The sequence below is a fragment of the Vibrio sinus genome, assembly GCF_023634645.1.
In the GTDB taxonomy this organism is placed as follows: domain Bacteria; phylum Pseudomonadota; class Gammaproteobacteria; order Enterobacterales; family Vibrionaceae; genus Vibrio; species Vibrio sinus.
Map to the genome: position 1 here is coordinate 87,778 of NZ_JAMKMR010000013.1, position 18,811 is coordinate 106,588.

Here is an 18,811-nt window from a genome sequence, read left to right on the forward strand (position 1 = left end):
ACTATACTTCAGCCTATACAGTACGCTCACAGGCTAAAGCTATGGATAGATCGTGGTTTAATGATATTTCGATTCAAACAAAGCTATTAACGGCTTTTACCATCCCTCTTCTACTATTGGCATTCGTATCCGTCGGGATTTACAGAAATACTCAATCCATGGTGGAAGATCATCGATGGGTCACCCACACACATAAAGCCATCGCAAGAGCTCAAGAGTTGTTGACTTTGGTCTTGGATATGGAAACGGGTGAACGTGGATACCTCATCACCGGGGATGAGGAGTTTCTAGAGCCTTATGCCGCCTCTCTTTTAGAGTGGGATAGCAAATTGGAAGTGTTAGCCAAGCAAGTGAGTGACAACCCTCCTCAGGTTGTGCGCTTAGGTAAAATAGACAAGTTGCAAAAAAAATGGTTGGAAAAAATTGCGGCCATCTCCATAGAAAAACGGCGGGACCTTGCCAAGGGACAAATGCCTTCAAACTTGGTTGTCGATAAATTACACGCCGCAGCAGGCAAGCGGATCATCGATAGCATTCGCTCTGAAATCAACACCTTCATACAAATTGAACGAATTCTAATAGAACAAAGGATCACGAACTCTGAAAATTCGGCGACAAGCACGAGCTACGCTTTATTTCTTGGGACTTTGCTTTTGGCGTTGTCGGTGATGGGGGTGTCTTTTTGGATATCATATCGACTGAAGAAACAACTTGCGCCATTGCTAAATGCGACGAGAGAAGTGTCTCGTGGCAATTTACAACGTGGCAAAGCGATATTGAGTGTGCCAGAGCGTATTTGTGCCAAAGATGAGATAGGGCAACTGGCCAATGGCTTTTGTAGTATGACAAACAGCTTGATCGCGCATGCAAATGAAAGCCAGCGAGTAAACAAGGAGCTCAAAGCCGCTGCAGACAGAGCAACCGCCGCAACCAAAGCTAAGTCTGACTTTTTATCTACCATGAGCCATGAAATTAGAACGCCAATGAACGGAGTATTGGGTTTGTGCCAGATGATTCTTGATGAAACAAAAGAAGAGCAAACCAAGAAAAACGCCAAAATAATTGTCGAGTCGGGGCAGCATCTAATGACCATTCTCAATGACATACTCGATTTTTCTAAGATTGAAGGTGGCAAGCTAGAGTTAGAGAAGATTCCATTTAGGTGGGACGATATTGTCACTCCTATTCAAGGGACGATTGAGCCACTGGCAAAGGAAAAGGGCATTGCTTTTAATGTTGACAACAAAGTGGCTGGAGAGATTGAATTTACCGGGGATATTGTTCGGCTAAGGCAGGTGGTCTACAACTTAGTGGGTAATGCAACAAAATTTACCGAGATTGGCAGTGTGTCAATTAGTGCCACTATTAATCAAGCAGACCGCCGGCTACATATTGAAGTGTCCGATACTGGCGTTGGTATCTCTGAGGAAAAGCTGAACACCATATTTAACTCATTTGAACAGGCAGATACATCAACGACGAGAAAGTTTGGTGGGACAGGGCTTGGCTTGACCATAGTGAAAAAGTTGGTTGATCTCATGGACGGAGACATAAAAGTGAGCAGCGTGGTGGGCATTGGCTCAAAGTTCGTCATCTCACTACCGTTACCTTGGACAGTAAGAAAGTCTCTATGCGACGATACTCAAGATCATCAGGCTCATTCATCTATGGGTTCAAATGTCTTGCTGGTCGAGGATAATCGTGTCAATGCTCTGATTGCGAAGAATTTTTGTAAGAAACGGGGCTTTAATGTTGATACGGCAGAAAACGGACTTATTGCTACGCAAATGGTGCAAGATAAAGATTACCAGCTAATTATTATGGATAATCATATGCCGAAAATGAACGGCATTGAAGCGACTCATATTATTCGCCATAAATTTGGAATGGACACATTAATCTTTGCTTACACCGCAGACGTGTTTCAAGAGGCGCATGATGGTTTTATCAATGCTGGAGCCGACCATGTGCTCACCAAGCCGCTTCAAGAAGACAGCTTTGAGCAAGCGCTTACCCAATTTTCAGCACGATTCTCACCAAGCAATAATGTTGTTGCTCTGCACAGAAACAAATTAGAAGACCTAACTTTAACGGAAGAAGAGCTGAGCCAATCAGAAATACTGAATCAAACCAACCCGTCCGATCTGCCTACAATGCTCAACACTATTATCACTGAATTTGACCAAGCGCTGGACAAACTTCTCGATGCTTTTGGAGAGCAGGAACCAAGTACGTTATCCCAAATTGTTGAGCCTCTAGTTACGATAGCCAAGGGCCTAGAACTACCCATGCTGCTAAACCAGTTAGAGTCGATTACGACTCGACTAGAGAACGATCAGTTGCCAAGTATTGAGAAATTACAAATGCTGATTAACCGTTTACAAGTCAATACTCATCAAGCTAAGCGGTTGTTGAGTTTGCAAACCGATGGGGCTTCAGGATCAAGTGAAATCGGCTAAGCTGATGCTTATATTCTTTATTTAACAAAATTGAAACAATTGTTTGAATCTATATTGCGGATTGTTACACTGCTAAAGTCATCTCAAATATGAGGCTAATCAATGCAGTTAAAGCAGATCTCAGGCTATATCCAGTCAATCTATTTGGCTGTCTACGACGACAAAATATTACTGTTAGACGGCTGTTGTAAACCAGATGTTAATGTGGTTTATGATTACATTACCCAGGAATTAAATCGCCCAATTGAGCACTTAGAAGCCGTTGTGGTGACTCACATGCACCCAGACCACGCTGGGGCGGCGAATACGTTGAAGCGACGCTTTGGCTGTAAAATCTATTCAGGTTGTGTTGAAGGAGAATGGTACAGTGGTGTTGATGGCTTTTTCATGTACCTTAGCGAGATCATTCTTGGCAAATGGGTGGCAAAGCGTTTAGGAAAGCCAAGAAAAAGCATTTGGTATTGGCCCAGATTGAATGCGGATGCGTTACTCAAAGATAATGAACTTATCCCTGGTTTTGAAGACTGGCAGGTCATTGAAACCCATGGACACACAGATAGAGATCTGTCTCTTTTTCATAAGCACAGTAAAAAAGTGTATGTTGCCGACTTAGCTGTAAAAGTTAAGAATAAATACATTCCTCCCTTTCCGATCTTCCATCCTAATCGATACCGTAATTCCTTAAAAAAAGTGGAAGAGTTAAAACCATCAAGCGTCATTTTAGCTCATGGTGGAGAAGTGAGTTTTAGCCGTGAAGAATACGAATATTTAGTGAATTTAGCGCCAAAGGTGCCCGTGACTCATTGGCGTGTGACAAAGGCAAAATTAATGAGAGTGTTTCAACAGTTTTAATTGTTGTCGCCTCTTTTCCTCTATAAGGCACCAGACTATAATTCAGCACTGTCCCGCTCTATCACTTTAATAAAGTTAGTCTAAGAGAGAAAAATGAAATTAAGAATGTTTTCTACTGTTGCAAGTCTCGCTATTGTATTGTCCGGGTGTGCAGCGACTGCTAATACAGAGGTTTATCCAACGGAGCATGGATATAAAGCCATATCTATGTCATCTGATGAAAGTGCCGCAATAAAAGACAGTCTTCTAAAAGCCAAGCTACAGTGCCAAAGCTTAAATGAGTCCTATGTGGTTATTTCACAACAGAGTACTTACAATGGCATTGATAAAAACATAAAGGACGCGGCAAACATCGTTTCTAATGTTGTTTCCCTAAACTCAGATACGGTTTTTACAACTGGCCCATTAAATTCAGATGATGACTACAGAGTGGTTACTGTGTTTAAGTGTAAGGCGGATCATTCCATACAGTCATGAGCTCAAATAAATCAATGAAGCCCTCTGAATTCTGCTTCTTGAAGTACTTGGGTATACATGTAAAAAAGGGCTTAAAAAGTCTTTCAGCCCTTAAGAAAATGATTGCTCGTTTTGAAGTTGGGCTTAGCCGTTCAAACCTTCCGATGCTTGTTTGTTTTGGATAAGCTCAATCATGTATCCATCTGGGTCTTTGACAAATGCGATTTGCGTGGTGCCGCCTTTTACTGGCCCTGGCTCGCGGGTCACATTGCCTCCAGACTGCTTGATAGCATCACAGGTTGAGTAAATGTCATCGACACCGATAGCGATATGACCAAATGCATTCCCCAAGTCATATTCGGATTTGCCCCAGTTGTAGGTTAGCTCAATCACCGCGCCTTCCGACTCATCGCCATAGCCTAAAAAGGCAAGCGTGTATTCGTATTCTTTATTTTCGTTTTTTCTTAACAAGTTCATTCCCATCACGTCTGTATAAAACGCAATAGACTTATCAAGATCACCAACTCTCAACATAGTGTGTAGAATGCGACCGTTAGACATACATTGCTCCTAAATTATTCTGTTTTTTCTTTGAACTCACAGAGATCTTCAATTATACAGCTTCCACACCTTGGCTTTCGTGCCACACAGGTGTATCGGCCATGTAGAATCAACCAGTGATGAACGTCCACTTTGAATTCTTTAGGTACAACTTTCAACAATTTTTGTTCGACTTGGTCAACATTCTTTCCCATCGCAAACTTAGTGCGGTTGGAGACTCTAAAGATATGGGTGTCAACAGCAATGGTCGGCCAGCCAAAGGCCGTATTGAGAACGACATTAGCGGTTTTCCTGCCCACGCCAGGCAGCGCTTCTAGTGCTTCGCGGTTTTCAGGAACTTCGCCATTATGTTGGTCGAGTAAAATACGACATGTTTTAATGACATTTTCGGCTTTAGAGTTAAATAAACCTATGGTTTTTATGTACTCTTTTACTCCATCTACACCTAGATCAAATAGAGCTTGTGGTGTGTTAGCGACAGGATAGAGCTTATCCGTTGCCTTATTCACACTCACATCAGTGGCTTGAGCAGAAAGTAAAACGGCAATCAGAAGCTCAAAGGGTGTCGACCAATTGAGCTCAGTTTGCGGATGAGGATTGGCTTCTCGAAGTCTGGTGAGAATCTCAACTCTTTTCGTGTTGTTCATTTGGATCGCTGCCAGTGTCTTTATATTTTTATTGGTTAGTCACTCTAACACGTTCAATCTTAGGTTTTTCGACTTTTGGTTGGCGTTGTTGGAGTTTGTTGTCAATAACACTTTTGAGCGCAATTAAAAAGCCCAAACCAATAAAAGCGCCAGGAGGCAGTAGTGCTAAGAGAAAACTATTATCCGGGTGAAATAAGACAATTTTTAGTGACGTTGCCCATTGACCTAGCAATAGATTGGCACCACCAAATAAGGTTCCGCTGCCAAGTATTTCGCGCATAGCCCCTAATACGACGAGTACACTGGTCATTCCCATTCCCATCCAAAAGCCATCTTGGATGGAAGGCAATACCTTATTTTTTGAAGCGAATGCTTCTGCTCGTCCAATGATGATGCAGTTAGTGACGATAAGAGGAATAAAGATACCCAATGAGAGATACAAGCCATAAGCGTAGGCGTTCATCAGCAATTGAACGCAGGTTACTAAAGCTGCAATGATCATCACAAACACTGGAATGCGTATTTCATTCGGCACGTAGTCACGTACTAGAGAAACCGTAATGTTGGATCCTACCAATACGAGCATGGTAGCGATACCCAAGCCTAGCCCGTTGATCACGGAGGTGGATACGGCAAGTAGGGGGCACAATCCCAGGATCTGTACTAGAGCCGGGTTATTGTCCCATAAGCCATTTTTCATCAGGGTTTTATGGTCGTTCATTATTTAACTCCGCAATTGTAGGGTTGGGAGAGAATGTCTTGGCGATGTTGGTCGATAAACAAGACCGTTTTTCTAATAGCTTTCACCACTGCTCTAGGGGTAATAGTAGCACCAGTAAATTGGTCAAACTGACCCCCGTCTTTTTTTACCTTCCATGTCGATAGATTTTGTGGGGTTATCTTTTTACCAGTGAACTCTAAAATCCAGTTAGAAATACGCAGTTCAATTTTGTCCCCCAGTCCAGGCGTTTCATGTTGCGACAGCACACGTACGCCAAGCACTGTACCATCTTGCTTAACACCTACGATGATTTTTATTGCCCCGTTATATCCATCCGGCGCAATAGATTCAATCGCGATTGCGCTTGGTTTTCCTTTTAATGTGCCCACATAGGCTGGCATGGCAGACTTAGTGCCAAGAGCTGGGTTTGTCACCAGTGTGCAGGATTTATATAACAAGTTGTCATGTAAATCCTGTGGTAATACTTGGTTTAATATGGACATCAGTTGGGCTTGCTCTTGATGCTCAATTTGTGATTGTGTTAAGTAATGCGTTAACGCGACCACTCCAGTGGAAATAATGGCAAATATTGCTAACACTAGACCATTTTTACGGATTGCATCTAACATAGTTTAGTGTCCATATGTACGAGGTTTGGTGTAATAATCAATCATTGGCACGCACATGTTGGCGAGCAATACCGCAAAGGCCACACCATCAGGAAAGCCGCCAAAGCTACGGATAATGAACACCATAAAGCCAATAAAACCCCCGTAAATAAGTCGGCCTTTCACTGTCGTTGACGCGGACACTGGGTCGGTCGCGATGAAAAATGCCCCCAACATGGTCGCCCCTGAGAGTAAGTGGATAACGGGCGAGGCAGTTTCTCCCGGTGAAATGAGCATAAATAGCGTTGAGGTGACCAACAGGCCTGCAAGAAAGCTGACAGGAATATGCCAACTGATGATTCTTTGTCTGAGCATGAGTAAGCCACCAAGTAAATAAGCGATATTTACCCACTCCCAGCCGATACCCGCAACACCGTCAAATTGTGGCTGCTTTAATGCTTCAGATACAGTATTGCCGTTGTGCAGTGCCGTTTTAAAAGCGTCTAACGGTGTCGCCATTGTTACACCATCCACGCCTGAGCGAACTTGTTGTAGCGACATACCATCAAGGTTGTAGTGGGTGAAAATCAGTGACAAAGAATCGGCGAAGGAAATCGGATCTTGGCTAAGTTGATGTGGAGTGATCCAACTGGTCATTTGAACAGGAAATGAAATCAGCAGCACGACGTAGGCAACCATGGCAGGGTTAAACAAGTTCTGCCCAATTCCACCATAAAGATGTTTAGCAATGACAATCGCAAAAAACAGCCCGATGACCATGATCCACCAAGGAGACAAAGGGGGGATGGACACCGCGAGTAGCCAAGCAGTTACGAGAGCGCTGTTATCTCGAATGGAAGATAGGGGTGAGCGCTTACGCAGCCTCATCACTGCACTTTCCATAATCAAGGCAACGATGATGGCAAAAATGACTTGAATGATCGTGCCCCAGCCAAAGAAATAGGTTTGGGCTAAGAGTCCAGGTAGTGCACATATGACGACCCACTTCATTAAATCAGGTGTGTTTCGTTTGCTGTGTGCATGCGGGGAACTAGCGATAAAGAAGGACACTACTCTTTCTCCTCGGAATGGTTGTCTGAGCCAGGATGTTTCTTGGCTGCTTTTTTAGCTTTTGCTCGAGCGATAGCTGCCGCAACGGCGGCTTTTTTCGCGTCTTTCTCTGAGCTCTCTTCAGCAGGTGGCTCAGCTGCGTTTGTAGATTGGTTAGCTTGTTTTTTCGCTTTTGCTCGAGCGATAGCCGCTGCAACGGCGGCTTTTTTTGCGTCTTTTTCAGAGTTCTCTGCAGAGGATGCTTCAGCTGTGCTGGCAGATTGGCTGGCTTGCTTTTTCGCTTTAGCACGAGCGATAGCCGCTGCAACCGCCGCTTTCTTCGCGTCTTTTTCAGAGCTCTCTGCAGAGGATGCTTCAGCGGTGCTAGCTGGTTGGCTGGCTTGTTTTTTCGCTTTTGCTCGAGCAATAGCCGCTGCAACTGCTGCTTTCTTCGCGTCTTTTTCAGAGCTCTCTGCAGAGGATGCTTCAGCGGTGCTAGCTGGTTGGCTGGCTTGTTTTTTCGCTTTTGCTCGAGCAATAGCCGCTGCAACTGCTGCTTTCTTCGCGTCTTTTTCAGAGTTCTCTGCAGAGGATACTTCAGCTGTGCTGGCAGATTGGCTGGCTTGCTTTTTCGCTTTAGCTCGAGCGATAGCTGCGGCAACCGCATCTTTCTTGTCGGCTTTGAGCTCTTGGTCTGAGGTCTGTCTGGCTTTTTCTGCTTTTCGCTCACGAGCTTGCTTTTTACGCTCTTCACGGAGCTTCATTATTTCAGCGTTATCTGGCTCAGAATTACCAGCTCCGGCGGCAGCGGCTTGTTGGGCTTTTGCTCTAGCGATCGCCGCTGCAACTGCTGATTTTGGACCGTCATCCACACCAGACTTCTTCGCATTGACTCGAGCAATTGCCGCTGCGATTGCATCCCCGCCGGACGAGTCTTTCATCTCTTTTCGGCGTTTCTCCGCAGCTTGTTTAAAGCGATTCTCTCTAGCGGCTTTTTCTCTTTCTTGGCGAGCTTTTTTCTCTTCAAAACGTTGTTTTGCACGCTCTGACGCTTCGGCTTCTATTTTGCGGGTGCGAATTTCCGCTTTGGCTTGCCGGTAGTATTGAACAAGGGGAATTTCACTTGGGCATACATATGCACACGCCCCACATTCGATGCAATCTTTTAGATTTAGCTCTTCACATTTGTCATATTCTTCGGCTTTAGCGTGCCATTGAAGCTGTTGAGGAAGTAAAGAGGCGGGGCATACATCAGAGCATTGACCACATCGAATACAAGCCATTTCATATCGGCTTGGCGCTATCTCTTTTTTTGTTGGTGCTAATATGCAGTTGGTGGTCTTGGTGACAGGCACATTGGCATGGGGAAGCGTAAAGCCCATCATGGGGCCACCGAGAATAAGCCTTGAGAGCTTTTTGTCGGCTTTATATTCAAATTCATCGAGTAGCGATTGAATTGGTGTTCCTAGTTTCGCCCAAACGTTTCGCTGAGTGTTAAATGCCTTGCCCGTTAGGGTAACGATTCGCTCGACTAAGGGCTCACCATCACATACCGCTCGCTTTATCGCAAAGAGCGAGCCAACGTTTTGTACTAATATACCGATGTCAGCTGGAATTCGGCCGTTAGGGACTTCTTTGTTGGTTAGGATTTTGATCAGTTGCTTTTCACCACCAGAGGGGTATTTAGTGGGCACAACTCGAATGACTAGATCTTTATTTTTTGCTGCATCTTCTAAAGCTTGAATGGCATCTGGTTTGTTATCTTCGATACCAATCACGGTCAGTTTGGGTTTTAAGATATGCTCTACAATTTCAATGCCTTGTATGATTTCTTGAGCATAATTTTGCATCAAAACATCGTCAGCTGTGATGTAGGGCTCACACTCTGCGGCATTAACAATTAAGATCTCGGTTCTCGCTAGCCCAGATTGCACTTTCTTTGCTGTCGGAAAACCGGCTCCGCCTAGGCCCGAGACGCCAGCTTTACGTATCGTTTCAATTAACTCGTCCGGTGACTCATTTAAAAAATCGCTGCAAGGTTTGCGCTCTATCCATTTATCTTCACCATCTGGTTTTATTACGATACAGGTTTCTTGCAAGCCCGACGGGTGGGCCACCGTACGTGGCTCAATCGCGGTGATGGTACCTGAAGTACTGGCATGAACCGGTAACATAAAGCTGGTGTTGTAATGGGTCAGCGCTTGTCCCTTTAGTACTTTTTCACCCACCGAAACGGTCAAATTCCCTGGAGTACCAATGTGCTGCTTAATGGGCAATACGATTTCTTTTGCAAGGGATGCCTTTATGAGAGGCTGCTGAACGGATTGGGTTTTATTTTCCGGTGGGTGAATGCCACCAGGAAAGTCCCACATTGCGCCAGATTTTATTTGTTCAATTAACGATAGCATCTAGCCTTCCTTCACAGGGGTTGAGTGTGTGGAAGGGCTGGATATATTCATTACTGGAATAGTATTGAGTTGCCATTTCCAGTTGTCGGTCGTGGTTTCAATTGGAATCATTTCGATACAGTCAGTTGGGCAAGGAGCAACACATAAATCACACCCAGTGCATTCGTCTTTAATGACGGTATGTACGGCTTTTGTCCCGCCAACAATGGCATCCACTGGGCAAGCTTGGATGCATTTGGTGCAGCCAATACACATGTCTTCGTTGATAAAGGCGACTTTCTTACTCGAATCGGAGAGATCATGTGCCGATTCTTCTGCTTCCACGCCCATGAGATTTGCCAGCTTTTCGATGGTTGCTTGGCCCCCTGGTGGGCATTTGTTGATTTTATCGCCACTGGCAATAGCTTCGGCGTAGGGACGGCAGCCAGGGTAGCCACATTGACCACACTGAGTTTGCGGTAGTATTTCGTCAATTTGGTCGACAATAGGGTCAGAGTCCACTTTAAATCGAACCGAGGCAAAGCCTAATATGGCACCAAAAACGGTGGCCAACACTGCCAGAGCAATTACAGCAAAAACAATTGAGCTCATTACACCTTCACCAAGCCTGTGAAGCCCATAAAGGCAAGCGACATCAATCCGGCAGTAATCATAGCGATAGAAGCGCCTTTGAATGGACCAGGGACATCTGCTGCCGCGATTCTCTCACGCATAGAAGCAAATAAAACCAATACCAAAGAAAAACCAAGTGCAGCACTAAAACCGTAAACAATGGACTGAACGAAATTGTGGTTCTCATTGATATTGAGTAGTGCAACGCCTAAAACCGCGCAGTTCGTGGTAATGAGTGGGAGAAAAATGCCGAGAAGTCGGTACAGTGTAGGACTGGTTTTATGTACCACCATTTCGGTGAACTGGACCACGACAGCAATCACTAGGATAAAACTCATCGTTCTTAGGTAGTCAATACCTAGTGGATCAAGAATATAGGTTTCAACCAGATAGGAGCAAACTGAAGCGAGGGTGATAACAAAGGTTGTAGCTAGTCCCATTCCTATCGCGGTTTCTAGTTTTTTGGAAACGCCCATAAATGGGCAGAGTCCTAAAAATTTTACCAGGACAAAGTTATTGACTAAAACTGTGCCAACCATCAACAAGAGATATTCGGTCATAGTAGGTTAGTGTTCAAAATCCGATGACAATATTATCATGCTTTGCAAAATCAATAACAACCAAGGAAGAATAGGGTTTTATGACTTGAATCAGTGAACATCCTGAGTTGATATCGTTTCTGCAACCAGTTAATGGGCTTGAAATGCGAACAAGATGTCACTGTGTTGAACAACGTTGAACAACAGGCCATAGCCAGCCCACTATTTTTCAAGCATAAGCCCAAAATTTCACTACGTCAGGTTAACGGCTTAATTTTCAGGGCATAAATACGAACAAGGCCCATTCTTGATGAATGGGCCTTTAAAATATGGCTCCCCCTGCGGGACTCGAACCTGCGACATACGGATTAACAGTCCGCCGTTCTACCAACTGAACTAAGGGGGAATTGCTTGAAGCGGAGCGAATATTATCGGTCATAACGGATCCTGTCAACCTCAAAAATAAGACAAAGCGAAAAATTTATTTATCTAAAAAGTCTTTACTTTTTTGAACCCCTTACGCTATTTGCGCTGTATTTACTTATCCACCAAAACTGTGGATAAGTGTGTTGGAGATAGGTTGAAATGACAAACTTGAGCGTCAAATGAACACTTTTTGCACACAATGAAATTGCCATAGTAGCTTATGGGATTGATATTACAGGATTTTGTTTTTCTAATTGGCAATCATTATCAAGGTGAATCTTTTTGTACACAGTATGACCAGCTTGAGTGATCTCTTATCTATCTACGGGTATTTAGTGGAGAAATTGGGCCTCTTGGGTGCTCAGGGACGGGCTTTTTGATTTGATGTCACCTTAAGATAGAGCGACAATGTAGTCAGTTTGTCTTTGAGGTGGCAATATTTGGCTTTGAAGGCGGTATGAAATCACAAATGAGGCTGTTATGAGTAAAGTGTTTGACTTAGTATCTGACTATCAACCCTCGGGGGATCAGCCAACAGCGATTGCACAATTGTTGGATGGTTTGGACTCAGGGCTGGCACATCAAACGCTACTTGGTGTGACTGGATCAGGAAAAACGTTTACTCTGGCTAATGTGATCGCTCAGGCGAAACGGCCAACCATTGTATTGGCTCCGAATAAGACTTTAGCCGCGCAACTGTATGGAGAAATGAAATCATTTTTTCCCAACAATGCCGTGGAATATTTTGTTTCCTACTATGACTACTACCAGCCAGAAGCCTATGTTCCAACCACGGACACCTTTATTGAAAAAGATTCGTCAGTCAATGCGCATATTGAACAAATGCGACTGTCAGCCACTAAGGCGTTATTAGAAAGAAAAGACGCGGTCATTGTCGCCTCGGTATCTGCAATTTATGGCCTTGGTGATCCTGAATCGTATTTACAAATGATGCTGCATATTCGCCGTGGAGATATGCTAAACCAGCGCGATATACTGCGCCGACTGGCTGAGCTTCAATATTCACGCAATGATGTGACGTTTCAGCGTGGTCAATTTCGAGTGCGTGGTGAAGTGATCGACATTTTCCCAGCTGAGTCTGATCAAGACGCATTGCGTATTGAAATGTTTGATGATGAAGTGGAATGCATTAGTATTTTTGATCCGCTAACTGGTGCTATCAAACAGCGAGATATCCCACGTTATACCGTCTATCCAAAAACACACTATGTGACGCCACGCGATCGCATCTTAGAAGCGATAGAAAATATTAAGGAAGAATTGCGCCAGCGTCAGTCTTATTTGCTCAACAACAATAAGCTTCTTGAAGAACAAAGAATCAGCCAAAGAACCCAGTTTGATTTAGAGATGATGAACGAACTTGGTTTTTGCTCTGGTATTGAGAACTATTCCCGTCATTTAAGTGGCCGCAGCGAGGGCGAGCCACCGCCAACACTGTTTGACTATTTACCTCATGATGGACTGCTTATTATCGATGAATCGCACGTTACCGTGCCGCAAATAGGGGCTATGTACAAAGGTGACCGCTCGCGTAAAGAAACCTTAGTAGAATTTGGCTTTCGATTGCCCTCGGCTTTGGATAACCGCCCGTTAAAATTTGATGAATTTGAAGCTCTTGCTCCACAAACGATATTTGTCTCTGCCACGCCTGGTAACTATGAACTAGAGAAATCAGCGGATGAGGTGGCGGATCAAGTGGTTCGCCCAACTGGACTGTTAGATCCACAGCTTGAGGTGCGCCCAGTCGCCACACAAGTGGATGACTTGTTGTCTGAAATCCGCATTAGAGCTAAGAAAGATGAAAGGGTGTTGGTTACGACGCTAACCAAACGCATGGCTGAGGACCTCACCGAGTACTTAGACGAGCATGACGTCAAAGTACGCTATTTACACTCTGATATTGATACGGTAGAAAGGGTCGAAATTATACGAGACCTTCGCCTAGGTGAGTTTGACGTACTGGTGGGCATCAACCTATTGCGTGAAGGCCTCGATATGCCGGAAGTATCGCTGGTGGCCATTCTTGATGCTGACAAAGAAGGTTTCTTGCGCTCCGAACGTTCATTAATTCAGACCATTGGTCGAGCTGCAAGAAACATTGCAGGGAAAGCCATATTGTATGCCGACTCGATAACCAAATCGATGAAAAAAGCGATGGATGAAACCGAACGGCGTCGGCATAAGCAGCAAGCTTACAATGAAGAGAAAGGCATTCAACCCACCGCACTAAAACGTAATGTTCAAGATATTATGGAGTTGGGTGACATTGCCAAGAGCAAGAAGCAAACCTCAACCAAGCCAGTCCCTCTTTCTAAAGTGGCAGAGCCGTCTCAAAGCTACCGTGCTTTGTCTCCTCAAGAGCTGGAAAAAGAAATTGCCAAATTAGAAGCACAGATGTACCAACATGCGCAGGACTTGGAGTTTGAGTTGGCTGCGGAAAAGAGAGACAAAATTGAAGCCTTGCGTCAGCAGTTTATTTCTAACAGTTAAATCAACACGCCTTAGTGTTATCCACGTAGAGCAAGCAAAAAAATAGCCAATAGAAAGAGGATCTACTGGCTTATATTTGTGAATACTAAGTTCACTAACAACGTCAGTTGGCTAGGTAACCCGTTAGGGTTAACAAGTATTCAGCATATATCGTGCCAATTATATGTTGCGGATTATTGATAGATTTTGTGTATTTTTTAGAAAATATTTGCAAAATGCAATTCGTAATGCAATCATTTAAACAAAATGCAAAGCATTATGGCTAGGTTATGCAACAATCTACACTGAATCAAAAAAGCAAATATTTGCTGATGGTGGAAGACACCGCGTCAGTCGCTGTTTTGTATCGTTCGTATCTGACCCCGTTGGGGATCGACATTAATATTGTTGGTACTGGTCGCGATGCAATTGAAAGCTTAACGTTCCGCACCCCAGATTTGATCTTGCTCGATCTACGTCTACCCGACATGACGGGTATGGACGTGCTTTATGCGGTAAAGAAAACCCACCCTGAAGTTCCCATTATTTTTATGACTGCCCACGGCTCAATTGACACCGCCGTAGAAGCGATGCGCCACGGCGCACAGGATTTTCTCATTAAGCCATGTGAGGCGGATCGGCTAAGGGTAACGGTCAATAACGCAATTCGCAAGGCAACCAAGCTTAAAAACGAAGCGGGCAATCCTAGTAATCAAAAATATCAAGGCTTTATTGGCAGTAGCCATATGATGCAAGCGGTGTATAGAACCATAGACTCAGCGGCATCCAGTAAGGCGAGCATTTTTATTACTGGAGAAAGTGGTACTGGTAAAGAGGTGTGTGCTGAAGCGATCCATGCGACCAGCAAGCGCGGTGATAAGCCGTTTATTGCCATTAACTGCGCCGCGATACCGAAAGACTTGATTGAAAGTGAGTTGTTTGGTCATGTTAAAGGGGCATTCACAGGAGCGGCAACGGATAGACAAGGGGCTGCTGAGCTGGCAGATGGTGGGACGCTTTTCCTTGACGAACTGTGTGAGATGGATCTTGATTTACAGACGAAACTACTGAGATTCATCCAGACTGGTACGTTTCAAAAAGTTGGCTCTTCGAAAATGAAGAGTGTTGATGTACGCTTCGTATGTGCAACCAACCGGGACCCTTGGAAAGAGGTCCAAGAAGGTCGCTTTAGAGAGGATTTGTACTATCGACTGTACGTAATACCTCTGCATCTTCCTCCGTTACGAGATAGAGGGGAAGATGTCATAGAGATCGCTTACTCCTTATTGGGCTTTATGTCTCATGAAGAGGGGAAAGACTTTGTTAGGCTGGCGCCAGAAGTTGTCGATCGTTTCAATAGTTATGAGTGGCCTGGTAATGTTCGCCAATTGCAGAATGTGTTGAGAAATGTGGTGGTACTCAATAACGGTAAGCAGATTGATCTGGATATGTTACCTCCACCATTGAACCAGCCAAGCGACAACTTGATTCGTGTACAGAAGCAGGAGAAAGCGAGCGTGACAGCTCAAGATATTTTCCCTTTGTGGATGACCGAAAAGGTGGCGATAGAACAAGCAATAGAAGCGTGTAATGGAAACATTCCAAAGGCTGCGGGGTATTTAGACGTTAGCCCTTCAACGATTTACCGCAAGCTACAAGCTTGGAATTCAAAGGAAAAGGAAAAACGATAGATGGCATTGGAAGTTCTAAATCAGAAAAAAATCGACCGCCTAGCGGCTGAAGTCGGTGAAGAAAATGTCCCCGTGTTATTAGAGATTTTTCTCGGCGAGTTAGATGGTTACATTAGTCATCTAGCATCAAATTCGACGGGAGATATTGTAGAATATCTAAAAGAGATCAGCCACGCGCTAAAAAGCAGTGCAGCAAGCTTTGGCGCTGACGCGCTGTGTAATATTGCTATCACCATCGATGCAAAAGCGAAAGCCGGTCAACCCATCAATGAGAAGCAAGATACCGACGACATGTTAGATTGGTTACAACAAACCTATCAGCGATACAGCGAGCTCGTCTCATAATACGCTTTCTATGGCGTTTTTCAGCTTTGTTCTGTCATGACGCCATATTCTATTCGGTGAAGCAAGATCCACATTCATGCAATTCCAGTCCCCCTCAATTTCCGAATAATTCTCTTCTCCAATCACTACATCAATTTTACGAGCTTGGCAGGAACGCTCACACCATTGCAGTTTCTGCTTAAGTGTCATTCTGCCTGCAGGCCCTTTTTCTGGCGCTAAGTTGTCAACAAAGACGAATTTAGCGTTGAGGTTGTTGGCGATAGCGTGTCCAATATCAGGCAGTAGAAGTGGAGGCATAATACTGGTTAAAAAGCTGCCTGGGCCAATGACAATACAATCAGCTTGCTCAATAGCCGTCACGGCTTCACGTGTCGCTGGAACTTCTGGTACCAAATCTAATCGGCGAAGGTCAACTTTCATCTCGTCGATACTGGTTTCACCAGTGACCCATTCGCCATCGATTGAAAGCGCAGAGAGATCAGAGGGGTGCTCTGACATAGGAATGATATTGACGTCCACTTTCAACATATCTCGGATAAGATTGATGGCGTCTAATGGTCGAACAGAAAGGTTGTCTAAGCCAGTTAGCATGAGGTTGCCTAGGTTATGACCGTCTAGCTCACCAGAGCCTTTAAATCGATATTCAAACATCATAGAGCTGATGGATGGCTCAGTGATCAGCTGGTTGATGCAATTGCGAGTATCTCCCCACGCGATGCCACCTTGACAATCTCGAATGCGCCCAGTCGAGCCGCCATTGTCTGTTGTGGTTACAATGCCCGTAGCGTTGCAGCCATAGTCCTTTAAGGCAGACAGCACTCTTCCTAAACCATGGCCGCCACCAATCGCTACTATCTTTTTGTTTTGATACATCGTCATACAAACATTCTCTTACTCGCCCCATGTTTTCTATTGAGTAGTGAGTGGGCTTATCATTAATTTTATTAATTGATGCGGCATAGCATAATTGTTCAGCTATGACCGTTTGTCAAAATTCTATTGAGCTAGCGCAATGAAAGTGTTTCTTAGCACTGATACTAAGTATCGGCAAAGATATCTAGTTCTATGGTTTTTTTGGGGAGGATTTAGAGCTAGTATCTATATGTAAGTAGATAAAGGCTACTGAATGACAGAATACTTTGAGCTGGCGCTGATATTTTATCGATAAACGAACAAAATTCCACACTCAAAGTAAGTTAATATTCGCTGCTATTGAGAGATCAGGTGTCAATAGTTGCCATAACTCCGAGCTTTTAGCGCTAAGTTCATTCATGAATATGCGTTTCAAGCCAGTGACGACAGTCACCAGGGCTTAGTTAGAAATGGTTAAGCCTCCCGTATTTGGAAAGGTGTTGAATGGCGCAACAATTCGAAGATAAATTTCATCGTAAGTTTTATTACTTACGTTTGTCGGTTACCGATGTGTGTAACTTTAAGTGTTCCTATTGCCTCCCTGAAGGTTATCGGCCCGTGGGCGGCGAGAAATCCACGTTTCTTACTTTGCCAGAGATAAAACGTGTCGTGACGGCCTTTGCAGACTGTGGAACAACGAAAGTTCGTATCACTGGCGGTGAGCCAAGTCTACGCCGCGACTTTAATGACATTATTCATGCTGTGTCCAATACCGCTGGAATCAGCAAGGTGGCCACGACAACCAATGGTTATCGTATGGCGAAGCAGGTCGCAAATTGGCGACAAGCAGGATTGACGCATATTAATGTCAGTGTTGATAGCTTGAACCCGAGAATGTTTCACCAAATCACGGGTGAAAACAAATTTGAACAGGTGATGGCTGGCATCGATAAAGCGTTTGAAGTAGGTTACGAGCAAGTGAAAGTGAATGTGGTTCTGATGAACAACTTCAATTTGCGAGAAATCCCAGCGTTTTTAGAGTGGATCAAAACTCGACCCATTCAACTGCGTTTTATTGAGCTTATGCAAACCGGAGAAATGGACCAATTTTTCGAGAAAAATCATGTCTCTGGTGTTAACATTCGTACTCAGATCTTGGCCAATGGCTGGATGCCTAAGGTGAGGCAGTCAAATGACGGGCCCGCACAAGTCTTTACTCATCCAGATTATCAAGGCGAGATCGGTCTTATCATGCCCTACGAAAAGGGCTTTTGTGAAACCTGCAACCGGCTTAGAGTATCGGCGAAAGGTAAGCTTCACTTGTGTTTATTTGGCGAGCAAGGCATTGAGCTACGCGATTTATTACAAGTCGATAAGCAAAAGCCTGAGTTGATTTCTCGCATCCAAGCGCAATTAATGTCGAAATCTGTTAGTCATTATTTGCATGATGGCAATTCAGGGGCAACACCTCATCTTGCTTCCATCGGTGGCTGAATAATGCTTTATCTAAAGCAGGCTTTACGTATTTATTATTAGCGCATTCCAATCCTACAGGTAACAATTATGACTCACGCAGCAAGTGAATTCAAAGCAGCAAAAATAGCCGTACTCACCGTTTCTGATACCCGAACTGAAGAAACTGATACATCGGGAGGGTATTTGGTCGAGCAAGCTCGAGAGAGCGGCCATCAAGTGGTGGATAAGAAGATTGTCATTGATGATAAGTATAAAATTAGAGCCATTGTCTCTAACTGGATTGCTGACGATAATGTCCAAGCCATTCTGCTCACTGGCGGTACTGGCTTTACCGCTCGAGATTGCACACCAGAAGCCATCACACCATTGTTTGATAAGCAGGTCGAAGGGTTTGGTGAGCTGTTCCGCGCAATTTCTTATCAAGAAATTGGTACCTCTACCATTCAATCTCGCGCAGTGGGTGGGTTTGCTAATAATACGGTCATTTTTGCCATGCCAGGCTCGACTGGGGCTTGTCGTACCGCTTGGACCCAAATCATCAAGCAGCAACTTGATGCCAGTTACCGACCTTGCAACTTTATGCCTCATCTCAACACAGAGTTTTGTCAGGGTTAATGT

General features: G+C 44.4%; 17 protein-coding genes, 1 tRNA gene and 1 riboswitch. Of the genes, 8 read left to right on the plus strand and 10 right to left on the minus strand.

Annotated features, from left to right (window positions below; all coding sequences use genetic code 11):
- Nucleotides 1–41 precede the first annotated feature (41 nt).
- The 3 genes from M9194_RS14270 to M9194_RS14280 all read left to right on the plus strand — a co-directional run bounded on the left by M9194_RS14270 (nucleotide 42) and on the right by M9194_RS14280 (nucleotide 3,788).
- The gene (locus M9194_RS14270; protein WP_250613354.1) at nucleotides 42–2,459 is read left to right on the plus strand and encodes a hybrid sensor histidine kinase/response regulator; all 2,418 of its coding nucleotides are present in this window, start codon (nucleotides 42–44) and stop codon (nucleotides 2,457–2,459) included.
- A 102-nt stretch (nucleotides 2,460–2,561) separates the two neighbouring features.
- Nucleotides 2,562–3,311 (plus strand): MBL fold metallo-hydrolase, encoded by a 750-nt coding sequence (locus tag M9194_RS14275; protein ID WP_250613355.1) that lies wholly within the window; start codon nucleotides 2,562–2,564, stop codon nucleotides 3,309–3,311.
- A gap of 93 nt (nucleotides 3,312–3,404) precedes the next feature.
- On the plus strand, nucleotides 3,405–3,788 hold the full coding sequence (locus tag M9194_RS14280; RefSeq protein ID WP_250613356.1) for a hypothetical protein: 384 nt from the start codon (nucleotides 3,405–3,407) through the stop codon (nucleotides 3,786–3,788).
- 123 nt (nucleotides 3,789–3,911) lie between these two features.
- Here the strand turns inward: M9194_RS14280 and gloA are convergent, their stop codons facing one another.
- From gloA to M9194_RS14325, 9 genes are all read right to left on the minus strand, one after another.
- Nucleotides 3,912–4,328, minus strand: coding sequence for a lactoylglutathione lyase (gene gloA, locus M9194_RS14285; RefSeq protein WP_250613357.1), 417 nt, complete (start codon nucleotides 4,326–4,328; stop codon nucleotides 3,912–3,914).
- Between the two features lie 14 nt (nucleotides 4,329–4,342).
- Nucleotides 4,343–4,975, minus strand: a complete 633-nt coding sequence (nth, locus tag M9194_RS14290; protein WP_250613358.1) for an endonuclease III — start codon at nucleotides 4,973–4,975, stop codon at nucleotides 4,343–4,345.
- 28 nt (nucleotides 4,976–5,003) lie between these two features.
- Nucleotides 5,004–5,696 carry an electron transport complex subunit E gene (locus tag M9194_RS14295; protein ID WP_250613359.1) on the minus strand — a complete coding sequence of 231 codons (693 nt, stop codon included), beginning with the start codon at nucleotides 5,694–5,696 and terminating at the stop codon, nucleotides 5,004–5,006.
- On the minus strand, nucleotides 5,696–6,325 hold the full coding sequence (gene rsxG, locus M9194_RS14300; protein ID WP_250613360.1) for an electron transport complex subunit RsxG: 630 nt from the start codon (nucleotides 6,323–6,325) through the stop codon (nucleotides 5,696–5,698). Before rsxG ends, M9194_RS14295 begins: the two co-directional genes overlap by 1 nt.
- A 3-nt stretch (nucleotides 6,326–6,328) precedes the next feature.
- Nucleotides 6,329–7,375: an electron transport complex subunit RsxD gene (gene rsxD / locus M9194_RS14305; protein ID WP_250613361.1), complete on the minus strand. Its 1,047-nt coding sequence runs from the start codon at nucleotides 7,373–7,375 to the stop codon at nucleotides 6,329–6,331.
- Complete coding sequence (gene rsxC, locus M9194_RS14310; RefSeq protein WP_250613362.1) at nucleotides 7,375–9,762, minus strand: electron transport complex subunit RsxC; 2,388 nt, start codon at nucleotides 9,760–9,762, stop codon at nucleotides 7,375–7,377. The genes rsxD and rsxC overlap by 1 nt, the downstream gene beginning before the upstream one ends.
- Nucleotides 9,763–10,353 carry an electron transport complex subunit RsxB gene (rsxB, locus tag M9194_RS14315; protein ID WP_250613363.1) on the minus strand — a complete coding sequence of 197 codons (591 nt, stop codon included), beginning with the start codon at nucleotides 10,351–10,353 and terminating at the stop codon, nucleotides 9,763–9,765.
- Nucleotides 10,353–10,934 (minus strand): electron transport complex subunit RsxA, encoded by a 582-nt coding sequence (rsxA, locus tag M9194_RS14320; RefSeq protein ID WP_250613364.1) that lies wholly within the window; start codon nucleotides 10,932–10,934, stop codon nucleotides 10,353–10,355. Before rsxA ends, rsxB begins: the two co-directional genes overlap by 1 nt.
- Nucleotides 10,935–11,243: 309 nt before the next feature.
- Nucleotides 11,244–11,319 (minus strand) — tRNA-Asn (locus M9194_RS14325).
- Between the two features lie 500 nt (nucleotides 11,320–11,819).
- On the opposite strand from M9194_RS14325, the gene uvrB reads away from it, so the two are divergent.
- The 3 genes from uvrB (at nucleotide 11,820) to luxU (ending at nucleotide 15,865) form a co-directional block, all read left to right on the plus strand.
- Entirely contained in the window at nucleotides 11,820–13,850 is a 2,031-nt protein-coding gene (uvrB, locus tag M9194_RS14330; protein WP_250613365.1) for an excinuclease ABC subunit UvrB, read from the plus strand.
- Nucleotides 13,851–14,119: 269 nt separating this feature from the next.
- Nucleotides 14,120–15,520: a quorum-sensing sigma-54 dependent transcriptional regulator LuxO gene (gene luxO / locus M9194_RS14335; RefSeq protein ID WP_250613366.1), complete on the plus strand. Its 1,401-nt coding sequence runs from the start codon at nucleotides 14,120–14,122 to the stop codon at nucleotides 15,518–15,520.
- On the plus strand, nucleotides 15,521–15,865 hold the full coding sequence (gene luxU / locus M9194_RS14340; RefSeq protein ID WP_250613367.1) for a quorum-sensing phosphorelay protein LuxU: 345 nt from the start codon (nucleotides 15,521–15,523) through the stop codon (nucleotides 15,863–15,865).
- On the opposite strand, the gene yvcK is transcribed toward luxU, so the two are convergent.
- Entirely contained in the window at nucleotides 15,860–16,744 is an 885-nt protein-coding gene (yvcK, locus tag M9194_RS14345) for a uridine diphosphate-N-acetylglucosamine-binding protein YvcK (RefSeq protein ID WP_250613368.1), read from the minus strand. The genes luxU and yvcK overlap by 6 nt on opposite strands.
- Before the next feature lie 352 nt (nucleotides 16,745–17,096).
- Nucleotides 17,097–17,233, plus strand: a riboswitch (molybdenum cofactor riboswitch).
- Between yvcK and moaA the strand changes: the two genes are divergently transcribed.
- Nucleotides 17,222–18,211, plus strand: coding sequence for a GTP 3',8-cyclase MoaA (moaA, locus tag M9194_RS14350; protein WP_250613369.1), 990 nt, complete (start codon nucleotides 17,222–17,224; stop codon nucleotides 18,209–18,211). It overlaps the preceding riboswitch by 12 nt.
- Nucleotides 18,212–18,280: 69 nt before the next feature.
- Entirely contained in the window at nucleotides 18,281–18,808 is a 528-nt protein-coding gene (gene moaB / locus M9194_RS14355; RefSeq protein WP_250613370.1) for a molybdenum cofactor biosynthesis protein B, read from the plus strand.
- The last annotated feature ends 3 nt before the right edge of the window (nucleotides 18,809–18,811 follow it).